We start from the raw sequence: 12,760 nt of genomic DNA, 5'->3' as shown, positions 1-12,760 counted from the left end.
GAAAACTCAAACGCAGGGCCGCTGCGCAGGGGCGCAGGGGAGAGGATCATGAAAAGCTTGAACTTCCTGACCCATCAGGAGATTTTCAACAGCGCGGTACAGCATCTTTTCGTGCAAGGGCAAGCGGCCTTGCTTCCGCACGGCGGCGGCGCCTATCGCGGCTACTGCGGCGGCTGTCCTGTCGGCAGCTTCATCAAGCCGCGCGACTACATGAGCGCGATGGAAGGCGTGCCCATCCGCTACATTCTCAGGGCGCCCGAGCAGATCCCGGCGTACATGGATGTCGGCGTCACGGCGCTGCGGCGCGCGCTGCTGCGCTCGCGCATCAACGTGTTCGATCCCAATACCGTCGAATTGCTTTCTTGCCTGCAGAACGTGCACGACGTCTTCGGCAAATGGGAATGGCGCGAGCGCCTCGCCTCGATCGCGCGTCAGTTCGGGCTGTCTGCCGAGCTTCTGAAAACGGCTGCCTGAGCGCGCGGGTGCGGCGATGTTGAGCCCTATTACGATGTTGAGCCCGAAGAAGATCTACGAGCGCGTCAGCGAGCATCTGCTGACGCAGCGCGCGGTGTCGGAAGACGATAACGGTTCATGCCGGCTGCGCAGCCCGGAAGGCCGCAAGTGCGCGATCGGTTCGCTCGTGAACGACGATCTGTACGAGCCGGAACTCGAAGGCGTCGGGATTTCCTACTATCGGCATGCGCAGGACGGCAAGCTGTTGCGGGCGCTCTTCGCATCGAACGTGAATGCGTACGATCCGAACATCATCGATCTGCTGATCGAACTGGAAGAGATTCACGATTACGCCGATATCGACGAGTGGCCCGAGTTGCTCGCGGCGCTCGGCAAGCGTCACGCGTTCGTGTGATTCACGAGATCAAATAACTCGCAGCACAAACAAAACGGCGGTGCGCCCTGATAGGTCGCACCGCCGTTCTGCCATGCAGGAAAAAGACGCTTAGTGCATCTTCTTCGGCAGCATCTGGCTGCGCAGGCGCTTGCGCAGACGCGCGACGGCGGCTGCCTTCTTGCGCTTGCGCTCGGTGGTCGGCTTTTCGTACGACTGGCGCTCGCGCAGTTCGGCGATCAGGCCATTGCGCTCGATGGTGCGGCGGAAACGCCGAATCGCGACATCGAACGGCTCGTTTTCTTTGAGGACGATAGTGGTCATGTAAATCCTGGTTTGCTAAACGTATTTTAAAGCGCGCGACGATATGAACTGCCGCGCCCCGGCACTCCGATCGTCCGCCGAATGCCGGATGGCGCGGCGGACACGAGCAAAGCGGCCACGGAGGCCGGAAAAGAGAGCGTTGAGATTCAGCCGCGAAAAGCGGCGTGCGCTTTCGAAAGAACCACACGAAGGCGCATTTCAGAGCCGTTCGCCGCTGCTTGTTGACGTTGTCATTCTCAGCAGCGAAGGCAGGAAATCGGGCACATTTCTCGATTCGGGCGCGATGTTACCAGAACACCGCGCCACTGCCAACTCCCGCGCGCCGTCCAACTCATTGATGCAACAGATTTATTTCTGCCACGCGCTGGCTTCGTCGAGAAGCTGGATATCTTCGGTGGCAAGCGTGAGACGCGTCGCGGCCGCGAGGCTTTCGAGTTGCGCGACGGAGGTGGCGCTCGCGATCGGCGCGGTCACGCTCGGGCGCGCGATCATCCACGCGAGGGCGACGGTCGCGGGCGTCGTGTCGTTTCGTTTCGCGACTTCATCGAGCGCGTCGAGAATCTTCAGGCCGCGCGGGTCCAGATACTTTTCGACGCGCGAGCCGCGCGCCTTGTGCCGCGTGTCTTCCTTCGAGCGGTATTTGCCGGACAGAAAGCCGCTCGCCAGCGCGTAGTACGGCACGACCGCGACCTTGTGCTGCTCGGCCACCGGTTCCAGATCCGTCTCGTAGCCTTCGCGGTCGTAAAGGTTGTATTCCGGCTGAAGGATCTGATACGCCGGCAAGCCCGAATCCCTGGCGATCTGAAGCGCAGCGCCGAGCCGTTCGCCCGTGTAGTTCGACGCGCCGATCACCCTCACCTTCCCTGCCTTGATCAGCTTCTGATATGCGTCGAGCGTTTCGTCGAGCGGCGTGTTCTCGTCATCGTAATGGGAAAAGTAGACGTCGATGAAATCAGTCTTCAGGCGTCGCAGCGAATCGTCGACGGCGGCCGCGATGTTCGCCGCGCTCAATCCCGCGCGCGCGCTCAGCTTGCCCACTTTGGTCGCGAGCACGACCCGATGGCGCTTGCCGCTTTCCTTGATCCACTTGCCGATGATCGTCTCCGATTCACCGCCCTGATGCCCGTCGACCCAGGCGGAATAGACGTCCGCGGTATCGATGAAATTCAGGCCGTGATCGACGAACGCGTCGAGGATCGAGAACGACGTGCGCTCGTCGGCGGTCCAGCCGAACACGTTGCCGCCGAAGACGAGCGGCGCGACTTTCAGTTCCGAGGTGCCGATGCTGCGTGTCTGCATGTGTGCTCCGGATGCATGAAAAGAACGAACCAAAAAGGATACGCGGGAATGGCGGCGGTCGCCGGCGGCGTCCCGGCGGATCATCCGAACAGAGCCGGTTTTCCCGCGTAGTTCCTCGATTTCGATCGCGAGGCCCCGCCTGATAATTCCTCTCGAACAATCATCAGGCGTAATCCGCACATCATGACCGTTTCGACCGAGCTTCGCGACGCACCCGCTTCCACCATCGACCCAGAATTCGAGCAGGCGCTGGCGCAAGTGCTCGGCGCGGCAATCGAGCACCACCAGAAAAACGAACTGGACGAGGCGCAGGCGCTCTATCGCATCGTGCTCGATGCCAACCCCGCTCATCCCGATGCCAACCACAATCTCGGCGCGCTCGCGTTGCAACAGCGTGATTTCGAGCGTGCGATCACGCATTTCGAAGCGGCTGTCGGCGCGAATCCGGATCAGGGCCACTTTTGGGCCAGCTATATCAATGCGCTGACGGTGAGCGGCCAGACATCGGCGGCGTGGGTCGTGCTCGAAATGGCACAACAGCGCGGGATGAAAGGACCGACGGTCGATCTGCTGATCCAGCAACTCGTACTGGCAGGGAAGGCGCCCGTTCCGCTCGCCGCGCCTGCGCCAGCGCCTGTGTCCGAGCCAGCCTCGAAGACCGTCGGCGCGCCCGGCAAAAACGACGCACCGGTCACGCGGATGGCCGCGCCGCCGCAACAGCAGGTCAATCGCGTGACGACGCTCTATCACCAGGGACGCGCCGCCGAAGCCCTCGAAATCGCGCGTCCGATGACCGAGCGCTTTCCGAAGTTCGCGTTCGGATGGCGGGCGATGGGCAGTTCGCTGCATTGCCTCGGACGCACCTTCGAGGCGATCGAACCGTTCTCGCGCACCGTGGAACTTGAACCGACGGATACGGAATCGCGCAAGGTGCTCGCCGACTGCCTGCGCCTGCACAATCGCTTCGCCGAGGCCGAAGCCGCGTGCCGCGAAGTCATCGCGCAGGCGCCCGAGCACGCCGAAGCGTTCCGTATTCTCGGCATGACGTTGCAGTCGATGGGCCGGCACCAGGAAGCCGAAACGTGCTTGCGCAAGACCGTGGAACTCACCGGCTCGGCGGTGGCGTACAGCACGCTCGGTGTGATGCTGCTCGACCAGGGCCGCCTCGGGGAAGCGCAGATCGAACTGCGCCGCGCGCTCGAGATCGAGCCGGGCTACGGCATCGCGCACGAAAACCTGCTCTTTTGCATGAGTCACGACGAGAACGTCGATGCCGACGCGCTCTTCGCGCAACACGTCTCATTCGGCGAGCAATGCGAGGGACCGTTGCGCGCGCAGTGGAAGCCGCATGGCAACCCGCGCAATCCGCAGCGGCAACTGAAAGTCGGCTTCGTGTCCGGCGATCTGTTTCATCACGCGATTTCCACGTTCATCGAGCCGATTTTCGAGCATCTCATGCGCGACACCGGCATCGAGATTCACGTCTACTACAACCACTCGATCAACGACGACGTCACTGCCCGTCTGCGTCAGAGCGCGGCGCGCTGGAATGCGGTCAACGGACTGAACGACGCGCAACTGGCCGACAGGATTCGCGCCGATGGCATCGACGTGCTGATCGATCTTTCGGGGCACACGTCACGCAACCGGCTGCTCATGTTCGCGCGCAAACCCGCGCCGATTCAGGCGAGCTGGATGGGTTACCCCGGCACGACGGGTCTGACGGCGATGGACTACTACTTCGCCGATCGCTTCCACGTTCCCGCGCATCACGCGCAAGGACAGTTCGTCGAGAAGATCGCGCACCTGCCGGCCAATGCGCCGTTTCAGCCGGCACGGCTCGCACCGCCCGTCAACGGATTGCCCGCGCTGCATAACGGCTATCTCACGTTCGGCAGTTTCAACCGCATCAACAAACTGCAGCCGCGCGCGATCGCGCTGTGGTCCGAACTGCTTCGCGCGCTGCCCGACTCGCGCATGCTGCTCGGCGCGATGCCGCCGGATGCGGGTTGCGAGACGCTCATCGAATGGTTCGGCAAGGAAGGCATTGCGCGTGAACGCCTCGATTTCCGTACGCGCGCGGGCATGCCCGTGTACTTGCAGCAGCATCATCAGGTCGATATCTGCCTCGACACATTCCCGTATTCGGGCGGCACGACCACAGTTCACGCCATGTGGATGGGCGTCCCGACGATCACGCTGGCCGGCCGCCTGATGGCAAGCCGTGGCAGTACCGCCGCGGTGTCCTTTGCCGGCTTGAGCGACTTCGTCGCGAAAGACAGTGCCGACTTCGTCGCGAAGGGCGTGGCGTGGGCGAACGATCTCACCGGGCTCGCCGAACTGCGCGCGAGCATGCGCAGCCGCTGCGCCGAATCGCCGATGTTCCAGCCGGCCGTGATCGCGGCAGGCCTGTCCGCTTCCTTGCGTGAAATGTGGCGCCGCTGGTGCGCGGGCGTCGCGCCCACCGCACTGGACGTGCAAATGCCCGTCGCAACCGCACGCAACAACCAGGAAAAATCATGAGCAGCCTTCCCGTTCGCCTCATCGAGCCGGTCGTCGACGAACGCATTTTCGTCACGCAGCCGCATCTCGCGCCGCTCGCGGAGTTCCTGCCCTATCTGGAAAAAATCTGGAACAGCAAGGTGCTGACCAACGGCGGCCCGTTCCATCAGCAACTCGAAAAGGCGTTGTGCGACTATCTCGGCGTCGAGCATCTCGCCCTGTTCGCCAACGGCACGCTGGCGCTCGTGACCGCGTTGCAGGCGCATCGCGTGACGGGCGAAGTCATCACGACGCCGTATTCGTTCGTTGCGACGGCGCATTCGCTGTTGTGGAACGGCATCAAGCCGGTGTTCGTCGATGTCGATCCGGACACGCTCAATCTCGATCCCGCGAAGATCGAAGCGGCCATCACGCCGCAAACCACGGCGATCATGCCGGTACATTGCTACGGCCGTCCGTGCGATGTCGAAGCGATCCAGAAAATCGCCGACAACTACAACCTGAAGGTGATTTACGACGCGGCGCATGCGTTCGGCGTGAAGACGCGCGGCGCCAGCGTGCTCAGTCACGGCGATCTTTCCGTGCTGAGCTTTCACGCGACCAAGGTGTTCAACACCTTCGAAGGCGGCGCGATCGTCTGCCCGGACGCGAAGACGAAGCAGCGCATCGATCATCTGAAGAACTTCGGCTTCGTCGATGAAACGACGGTCGTCGCGCCCGGCATCAACGGCAAGATGAGCGAGATCAACGCGGCGTTCGGTTTGCTGCAACTGAAGCATATCGATGAAGCGCTCGAACGCCGCCGGCAGATCGACGCGAAGTACCGCGCGATGCTCGCCGGCGTAAAAGGCGTGCGCTGCCTCGCGCAACCCGGGAGCGCCGACGAATACATCGCGAATCACTCGTACTTTCCGATTCTCGTCACCGACGAATATCCCGTCGGGCGCGATGCGCTGTTCCAGCATCTGCGCGATCACAACATCTACGCGCGCCGCTATTTCTATCCGCTGATTTCCGAGTTTCCGATGTATCGCGGCCTGCCGTCGGCGCACGCTGCGAACCTGCCGGTTGCCGCCGATGCAGCGCGTCGCGTGCTGTGCCTGCCGATTTATCCCGCGCTCGAAGATCACGACATGGAACGCATCGTCGGCCTGATCGCGCAGCCGCAATCCTGAACATGAAGATGGATATTTTCCTGCGCGAGATCGAAGCCGCCGATCTGCACGCGATCACCGCATGGCGCGCGGATCGCGAAGTGGTCGACGCGCTCGTCGGCAACTTCCGGCACGTGAACGGCGACATCGACCGGCGCTGGTACGACGCGTATCTCGCGAGCCGCGCGAACAACGTGCGCCTCGCGATCTGTCTGCGCGAAACCGGTCAATGCGTCGGCGTCGTCTATCTGCTGAATATCCACTGGGTGAACCGTTCAGGCGAGTTCGGCATCCAGATCGGCGATGCGGCGGCGCGCGGCCGCGGTATCGGCGAAGCGGCGACGCGACTCATGCTGCAACACGCGTTCGCGGATCTCAACTTGCGCCGCGTCCAGCTGACGGTGCTGGCGGACAACGCGCGCGCCATCCGTCTTTACGAGCGCATCGGCTTCCGGCACGAAGGCGTGCAGCGCGAAGCGATTTTCAAATGCGGACGCTACGTCGATCTGCTGATGATGGCGACGCTCGCCAGCACGAAGGACTAAGCCATGGACATGACCACGTTCGATCACGGTCTCGCGAAGCAAGGCTGGATCGTTTTCCCCGATGCGCTCGACGCCGGTCTCGTCGAGCGTCTGCGTCGCGATTGCCTGAAATGGGTCGATATCTGCACGGGCTACCAGGTCGCGAGCGGCATCAACACGAATGGCGACGGCACCGCGCATCACAGCATCGGCGCGAACGACAGCATCGACGAGTATGTCGGCATGCATCTGTTTCATCCGTGGCTCGAACATTTCTTCGCGGGCAAGCCGTACATCCTGCACGCGTGCAATCCCGTGGGCGGCGTTCCGCGCGCGCAGAACTATGTGCATCGCGTGCATCGCGATGTCGCGACGTTCATTCCGAACTTCAATCTACGCATGAACATGCTCGTGATGCTCGACGACTTCACGGTCGAAAACGGCGCGACGCAAGTGCTGAGCGGCTCGCACGTTCAGAACGAACAGCCCGACGACGCGACCTTCGCCGCGGGCGCCGAATATCTGACGGGCCGCGCCGGCTCAGTCGTGCTTTTCAATTCGTACTTGTGGCATCGCGGCACGCTCAATACGACGGCGCGCAACCGCGTCGCACTGACGCTCAGTTACGGGCCCGCGTTCGTGAAGCCGCAGATGGACTACGCGCGGCTCATCGGCGAGGAGCGCGGTGCGCAACTCGCGCCGCTGACGCGTCAGGTGCTCGGCTTCAATTCGCGCGTGCCGGTGAGCCTGTCGGAATGGTATCGGCCGCGCACTGAAAGACTCTATCTGCCCGATCAAGGCTAACTTAACCGGGCAAGACCCGACCAGACACAGAAGGCAAGCGATGCGTGACTACAATGCCGAGGCCCAGTCCCGGCCCGACAAGCGATACGACTACAACTTCGACGAGATCGTGCGCGACTACATGATGAAGCGCTTCGCGCCGCATTTCGCGCCGGGCGCCGCGCTCGAACTCGGCTGCCACGAGGGCCGCTCGACGACGCTGCTCGCGCAACACTTCGACGATCTCACGGTGATCGAGGCTTCGTCCAATGCCATCGCCATCGCGCAGCGCAATTCGCCGGACCGCGTGCGCTTCATCAACGCGACGTTCGAAGAAGCGAATCTGGATCGCAAGTATCAATCGATCTTTCTGATCAACACGCTGGAGCATCTGGAAGAAACCGGTCCGGTGCTGCGCAATATCCACGACTGGCTCGCGCCCGGCGGACACTTCTACGTGCTCGTGCCGAACGCCGATGCGCCCTCGCGACAGATCGCCGTGCAGATGGGGCTGATCGCGTCGAACAACGCGGTGACGCCGGGCGAATGGGCGCACGGGCATCGCCGGACGTATTCGTTCGACACGCTCGAAGCCGATGTGCGCGCCGCGGGCTTCAAGGTCGAACAGCGCGGCGGCCTGATGTTCAAGGCGCTCGCCAACTTCCAGTTCGATCGCGCGCTCGAAGCGGGCATCATCGACGAAAAATATCTCGACGGCATTTACAGCCTCGGCATGATCTATCCGCAGATGTGCGCGAGCATTTACCTTATCTGCGGCAAATGAAAGTCGCGATCATGCAGCCTTACTTTCTGCCCTATATCGGCTACTTTCAGCTGATCGGGGCAGTGGACGTGTTCGTTGTTTATGACAACATCAAGTACACGAAAAAAGGCTGGTTCAATCGCAATCGCTTTCTGCAAAACGGCGGCGACGCGTATTTCAGCATTCCGCTCGTCAACGATTCCGATTCGCTCGATGTCGTCGAGCGCGCCATCGCGCCTTCGTTCGACCGGCTCAAACTGCTCAATCAGATGCAGGGCGCATATCGGCGCGCACCGCATTTCGCGCAGGGCTTCGAATTGCTGCGCGAATGCGTCGAGCATGAAGAGCGCAATCTCTTTCATTTCCTGCATCACTCGATTCGCGCGACGGCCAGCCGGCTGTCGCTCGATACGCGGATCGTCGTTTCATCGACGTTGCCGATAGACCATTCGCTTCGCGCGCAGGACAAGGTGCTGGCGATCTGTGGCGCACTCGGCGCGACGACGTATATCAACGCGATCGGCGGAACCGCACTTTATTCGGCGCCGGATTTTGCCGAACGCGGGATCGATTTGCGCTTCTTGAAACCCCGCCCGCTCGAATACCGCCAGTTCGACGCCCCGTTCGTCCCCTGGCTTTCGATTCTCGACCTGCTGATGTTCAATCCGGCCGACGAAGTGAAAGCCATGCTTGGGGAATTCGATCTCGTGTAAGCCGTCCCGCGCGGCCGGCCGTCCGGGCGTTTTTTACGCGTCCGGCAGGCCGCTCCGGAGGCCGCGCGGAACATTTGTCTGAAAAATTTCCGGATTGCCCGAAATCCCGCCTAAAGTTTTGTCCGACCGCCGCCGAAAACCTAAACAAGCGGCCAAACAACTAGCCGCCTCGACCAGAATCGGCGTTGTTTCAGATACAAGCGCCAGGCCCTTGGAGAAAGAAAATGATCGGTATCAATAGCAATATCAACTCGCTGGTCGCCCAGCAAAACCTGAACGGCACGCAAAGCGCACTGTCGTCGGCCATTACGCGCCTTTCGTCGGGCAAGCGCATCAACAGCGCAGCAGACGACGCAGCCGGCCAGGCAATCGCTTCGCGCATGACCTCGCAGATCAACGGCCTGAACCAGGGCGTGTCGAATGCAAACGACGGCGTGTCGATGACGCAAACGGCATCGAGCGGTCTGAGCCAGATCACCGACAACCTCCAGCGTATCCGCCAGCTGGCCGTTCAATCGGCTACCGGCTCGCTGTCGCCGAGCGACCAGACCGCGCTGCAAAAGGAAGTTGCACAGCGTATCGCTGAAGTGAACCGCATTGCATCGCAAACGACCTACAACGGCACGAACGTGCTGGACGGTTCGGCAGGCGTGGTGAACTTCCAGGTCGGCGCGAACGTCGGCCAGACCATCTCGGTCGATTTGAGCCAGAACGTTTCGTCGGCCAAGATCGGCGGCGGTTTCGCTCAATCGGGCACGGCCATCGGTTCGATCACGGGCCTGAGCCTCGACGCAACGGGTGCGGCAACGACCGGCACGGCAGCGATCACGACGATCAACGTGCTTGCCGACGGCAAGGGCGGCTTCACGTACACGGACCAGAACAACCAGGCGATCTCGTCCGGCGTGGCAACCGCCTCGGAACTTTCCGTGACGGCTGCTTCGGGCACGACCGCTGGTTCGATCGCGTTCAAGGGCACGGGCGCAACGGCCGCGCAAACCACGCAGCTCGCGTCGCTCAACTCGAACAACAAGCCGCCGCTCGTTTCGGCAATCGACATCAGTACGACCGATGGCGCGAACGGCGCGATCGAAGCAATCGACAACGCACTGAACTCGGTGAACAGCATCCAGGCTAACCTGGGCGCCGCGCAAAACCGCTTCACGTCGATTGCAGCAACGCAGACGCAACAGGCGACGAACCTGTCCTCGGCACAATCGCAAGTCACCGACGCGAACTTCGCGCAGGAAACCGCGAATCTGTCGAAGGCTCAAGTGCTGCAACAAGCTGGTATCTCGGTGCTGGCTCAAGCGAACTCGATGCCCCAGCAGGTTCTGAAGCTCCTCGGCTAAGCATCGCCGGCAGCGCAGCAAGCGGCGCGCGTTCTCAGTAAGATGCGCGCCGGATGTAACAGTAGTCGCAACAGAAACATCGCAGTCAGCGCCCGGGGAGCTCGTCTCCCTGTGCGCGTTTCCGGGAGATGACGACTCCCGCCCCATTCGAACGATCGCGAACACGCAACGACCGGAGTACACATGACCACCGTAGCAACGACAACGGGTTCCACTGTCGATCCGACGAGCGCCGTACAGCAGGCCGCACAGTCGATCATCAGCGGATCCACGAATTCGACGATGGACGTGAATTCGCTCGTCAGCGCGATCGTCAACGCGAAGGTCGCAGGCCAGACCGACGCGCTCAACAGCAAGAAAACCGCTGACAACACCCAGCTCACCGCGATCGGCACACTGAAGTCCGTGCTTTCGCTGCTGCAGAGTTCGATCGCGAACCTCGCCAACGGCAAGATGCTCGGTTCGTTCACCGCCACCGCCGACGGCAAGGGCCTGACGGGCAGCGCCGACACCACCGCGGTCGCGGGCAGCTACGCGGTGAAGGTGACCAATATCGCGTCGGCTCAATCGCTCACGTCCGGCGTGTTTTCGAAGACCGACAATCTCGGCACCGGTTCGATCACGCTGACGGTCGGCGGCAAGACGAGCACGATCAAGCTCGACAGCAGCAACAACACACTGCCGGGCATCGTGTCCGCCATCAATTCGGCGTCCGACAACCCGGGCGTCACGGCGACCATCGTCAACGGCACGGATGGCGCGCACCTCGTGCTGCGCTCCTCGTCGACGGGACTCTCCAATGCAATCAACATATCCGTCAACGCGGATGACAGCAGCTCGGCGATCAACAAGCTCGCGGTGACGTCGTCGACCACGACGACCGATCCCGATCCGAGCGATTCGACCAAGACCATCACCGTTCCCGAGCACACGACGATCGACGCCACGAATGGCTGGACCCAGTCGAGCGCGGGCGTGGACTCGCATCTGACCATCGCGGGGACGCCGGTCACGAGCGCCAGCAACACCGTCAAGGAAGCCGTCACGGGCGTCTCCATGACGCTCACGGCGGATTCGGTCGGCACCACACAGACGCTCACGATCGGCCAGGACATCGACGGCCAGAAGACGACCATCGAGGCGTTCGTCACCGCATACAACAACTTCATCAGCACGGCCTCGTCGCTGACCTCGTTCGATTCGACGCAGGCGGCAGGCTCGCAGGGCGGCGTGCTGCTCGGCGACTCGATGATGAACACGATCAAGAACACGATCGCGAGCACGATCAGCAAGGCGATCGGATCCGGCACGGGCAAGGTCAACCTCGCGTCGATCGGCATCGCGCTGCAACCCGACGGCTCGCTCAAGACCGACGAAGACGCGCTCACCGATGCGCTCACGAACGGTTCGAACAAGGTCGCGTCGCTGTTCAATTCGACCGACGGCGTGGCCGCGCAACTCAACAACAGCCTGACGTCGTTTCTCGCGACGGGCGGCATCATCGACACGCGCACGACCGCGCTCAATGCCGATCTGAAGAGCATCGCGGATCAGCAGACGCAACTCACCAGTTATACGCAGCAACTGACGACGTCGTATAACCAGCAGTTCACGGCGCTGAATACGCTCATGTCGTCGATGGCGACTCAGGGCAGCTATCTGACGGCGCTGTTCGGCGGCACCAACAGCGCGGGTGCGCTGGCCACGAACGCCAAGTAACGCGCAGGCATTGGAACCCACCATGAACCAGAATGAATTGATTCAGAACGCCTGGGCGTTGACCGAAGCTATCGAAGAAGCGGTCGGCAAGGAAGACTGGACGCGGGCGGCTGAGCTCGCGGATGCGCGCGCGCCGTTGGTGATGGCGCTCGAGGCCGAGCAACCGGCTGAGGCGCTTGCGGTCATCCGCAAGATTCAGGCGAGCATCGATGCGGTCGCCGCGCGCGCGGGGACGGCACAGGTGGCGCTTTCGACGACGTATCGACGCTCGATGGATGGGGCGAAGGCTGCGAGCCGGTATCAACAGGCGGCGCGGTTCTAAAGTTTTCTTTTTTCGCGCCGATAACCTTTATAAGAACAACAAGAACAACGCGCCGGTTTTCGCGGTGCGCTGCTTCGCTCTTCGATGCCCGCCTTGGCGGGCATTTTGTTTTGGGGGACTACGGGGGGCTTAGGACCCTTACGTATGCTCTGCCTCGCGCGGTGCGATCTCCTGAGCAATACGCGCGCCGTTCTCCTGCTCGGCGAGCTTCAAGTCGTACGCCTGCTGTATGTTCAGCCACGACTGAGCGTCGCCGCCGAAGTAACGCGCGAGCCGTAGGGCAGTATCAGGCGTCACGCCGCGCTCTTCGCGCACGATCTCATTCATCCGGTTCGGACTCACATGCAACGCGCCCGCAAGTGCGTTCACGCTCATGTCAAGCGGCGCGAGAAAGTCCTCGCGCAGGACTTCGCCCGGATGGATCGGGCGCATGCCGTTGGGGAAGCGGGCCATCTCAG

General features: G+C 62.1%; 14 protein-coding genes. 11 read left to right on the top strand and 3 right to left on the bottom strand.

Annotated elements, in window-relative coordinates; translation table 11 throughout:
• The first annotated feature begins 48 nt into the window (after positions 1-48).
• Together NK8_RS00565 and NK8_RS00560 are read left to right on the top strand one after the other, a co-directional pair.
• Complete coding sequence (locus tag NK8_RS00565) at positions 49-474, top strand: hypothetical protein (protein ID WP_213226831.1); 426 nt, start codon at positions 49-51, stop codon at positions 472-474.
• A 16-nt stretch (positions 475-490) separates the two neighbouring features.
• Positions 491-868, top strand: coding sequence for a hypothetical protein (locus NK8_RS00560; RefSeq protein WP_225936182.1), 378 nt, complete (start codon positions 491-493; stop codon positions 866-868).
• Positions 869-958: 90 nt separating this feature from the next.
• Here NK8_RS00560 and rpsU read toward each other — a convergent pair whose 3' ends face one another.
• Both rpsU and NK8_RS00550 read right to left on the bottom strand, forming a co-directional pair.
• Positions 959-1,171 (bottom strand): 30S ribosomal protein S21, encoded by a 213-nt coding sequence (rpsU, locus tag NK8_RS00555; protein WP_008351904.1) that lies wholly within the window; start codon positions 1,169-1,171, stop codon positions 959-961.
• 348 nt (positions 1,172-1,519) lie between these two features.
• Positions 1,520-2,470: an aldo/keto reductase gene (locus tag NK8_RS00550; RefSeq protein ID WP_213226830.1), complete on the bottom strand. Its 951-nt coding sequence runs from the start codon at positions 2,468-2,470 to the stop codon at positions 1,520-1,522.
• A 183-nt stretch (positions 2,471-2,653) separates the two neighbouring features.
• Between NK8_RS00550 and NK8_RS00545 the strand changes: the two genes are divergently transcribed.
• From NK8_RS00545 to NK8_RS00505, 9 genes are all read left to right on the top strand, one after another.
• Complete coding sequence (locus NK8_RS00545) at positions 2,654-4,993, top strand: tetratricopeptide repeat protein (RefSeq protein ID WP_213226829.1); 2,340 nt, start codon at positions 2,654-2,656, stop codon at positions 4,991-4,993.
• Complete coding sequence (gene vioA, locus NK8_RS00540; RefSeq protein WP_162064687.1) at positions 4,990-6,147, top strand: dTDP-4-amino-4,6-dideoxy-D-glucose aminotransferase VioA; 1,158 nt, start codon at positions 4,990-4,992, stop codon at positions 6,145-6,147. Before NK8_RS00545 ends, vioA begins: the two co-directional genes overlap by 4 nt.
• 2 nt (positions 6,148-6,149) lie before the next feature.
• Positions 6,150-6,671, top strand: a complete 522-nt coding sequence (locus tag NK8_RS00535; protein ID WP_061174297.1) for a GNAT family N-acetyltransferase — start codon at positions 6,150-6,152, stop codon at positions 6,669-6,671.
• Positions 6,672-6,674: 3 nt separating this feature from the next.
• A complete protein-coding gene (locus NK8_RS00530; protein WP_213226828.1) occupies positions 6,675-7,454 on the top strand; it encodes a phytanoyl-CoA dioxygenase family protein in 780 nt (259 codons plus the stop codon).
• A gap of 40 nt (positions 7,455-7,494) precedes the next feature.
• Positions 7,495-8,217, top strand: a complete 723-nt coding sequence (locus NK8_RS00525; protein WP_213226827.1) for a bifunctional 2-polyprenyl-6-hydroxyphenol methylase/3-demethylubiquinol 3-O-methyltransferase UbiG — start codon at positions 7,495-7,497, stop codon at positions 8,215-8,217.
• 11 nt (positions 8,218-8,228) lie between these two features.
• On the top strand, positions 8,229-8,909 hold the full coding sequence (locus tag NK8_RS00520; RefSeq protein WP_225936181.1) for a WbqC family protein: 681 nt from the start codon (positions 8,229-8,231) through the stop codon (positions 8,907-8,909).
• Between the two features lie 224 nt (positions 8,910-9,133).
• Complete coding sequence (locus NK8_RS00515; RefSeq protein ID WP_213226825.1) at positions 9,134-10,261, top strand: flagellin; 1,128 nt, start codon at positions 9,134-9,136, stop codon at positions 10,259-10,261.
• Positions 10,262-10,444: 183 nt separating this feature from the next.
• Positions 10,445-11,980 carry a flagellar filament capping protein FliD gene (gene fliD, locus NK8_RS00510; protein WP_213226824.1) on the top strand — a complete coding sequence of 512 codons (1,536 nt, stop codon included), beginning with the start codon at positions 10,445-10,447 and terminating at the stop codon, positions 11,978-11,980.
• Positions 11,981-12,002: 22 nt separating this feature from the next.
• Positions 12,003-12,302 (top strand): flagellar protein FliT, encoded by a 300-nt coding sequence (locus tag NK8_RS00505; RefSeq protein ID WP_213226823.1) that lies wholly within the window; start codon positions 12,003-12,005, stop codon positions 12,300-12,302.
• Between the two features lie 138 nt (positions 12,303-12,440).
• On the opposite strand, the gene NK8_RS00500 is transcribed toward NK8_RS00505, so the two are convergent.
• Positions 12,441-12,755, bottom strand: coding sequence for a HigA family addiction module antitoxin (locus NK8_RS00500; RefSeq protein WP_213226822.1), 315 nt, complete (start codon positions 12,753-12,755; stop codon positions 12,441-12,443).
• Between the last annotated feature and the right edge of the window lie 5 nt (positions 12,756-12,760).

This window comes from Caballeronia sp. NK8, assembly GCF_018408855.1.
Lineage (GTDB): Bacteria > Pseudomonadota > Gammaproteobacteria > Burkholderiales > Burkholderiaceae > Caballeronia.
Note: the sequence above shows the minus strand (reverse complement) of the source record. Positions and strands in the feature narration are given on the sequence as shown.

Excerpts from the sequence above, each read along its gene's own strand:
- NK8_RS00525 (WP_213226827.1), top strand. The coding sequence starts at position 7,495 with ATGCGTGACTACAATGCCGAGGCCCAGTCCCGGCCCGACAAGCGATAC.
- rpsU (WP_008351904.1), bottom strand. The coding sequence starts at position 1,171 with ATGACCACTATCGTCCTCAAAGAAAACGAGCCGTTCGATGTCGCGATT.
- NK8_RS00500 (WP_213226822.1), bottom strand. The coding sequence starts at position 12,755 with ATGGCCCGCTTCCCCAACGGCATGCGCCCGATCCATCCGGGCGAAGTC.
- NK8_RS00505 (WP_213226823.1), top strand. The coding sequence starts at position 12,003 with ATGAACCAGAATGAATTGATTCAGAACGCCTGGGCGTTGACCGAAGCT.
- NK8_RS00550 (WP_213226830.1), bottom strand. The coding sequence starts at position 2,470 with ATGCAGACACGCAGCATCGGCACCTCGGAACTGAAAGTCGCGCCGCTC.
- NK8_RS00535 (WP_061174297.1), top strand. The coding sequence starts at position 6,150 with ATGAAGATGGATATTTTCCTGCGCGAGATCGAAGCCGCCGATCTGCAC.
- NK8_RS00545 (WP_213226829.1), top strand. The coding sequence starts at position 2,654 with ATGACCGTTTCGACCGAGCTTCGCGACGCACCCGCTTCCACCATCGAC.
- NK8_RS00530 (WP_213226828.1), top strand. The coding sequence starts at position 6,675 with ATGGACATGACCACGTTCGATCACGGTCTCGCGAAGCAAGGCTGGATC.
- NK8_RS00515 (WP_213226825.1), top strand. The coding sequence starts at position 9,134 with ATGATCGGTATCAATAGCAATATCAACTCGCTGGTCGCCCAGCAAAAC.
- vioA (WP_162064687.1), top strand. The coding sequence starts at position 4,990 with ATGAGCAGCCTTCCCGTTCGCCTCATCGAGCCGGTCGTCGACGAACGC.
- NK8_RS00565 (WP_213226831.1), top strand. The coding sequence starts at position 49 with ATGAAAAGCTTGAACTTCCTGACCCATCAGGAGATTTTCAACAGCGCG.
- fliD (WP_213226824.1), top strand. The coding sequence starts at position 10,445 with ATGACCACCGTAGCAACGACAACGGGTTCCACTGTCGATCCGACGAGC.
- NK8_RS00560 (WP_225936182.1), top strand. The coding sequence starts at position 491 with ATGTTGAGCCCTATTACGATGTTGAGCCCGAAGAAGATCTACGAGCGC.
- NK8_RS00520 (WP_225936181.1), top strand. The coding sequence starts at position 8,229 with ATGCAGCCTTACTTTCTGCCCTATATCGGCTACTTTCAGCTGATCGGG.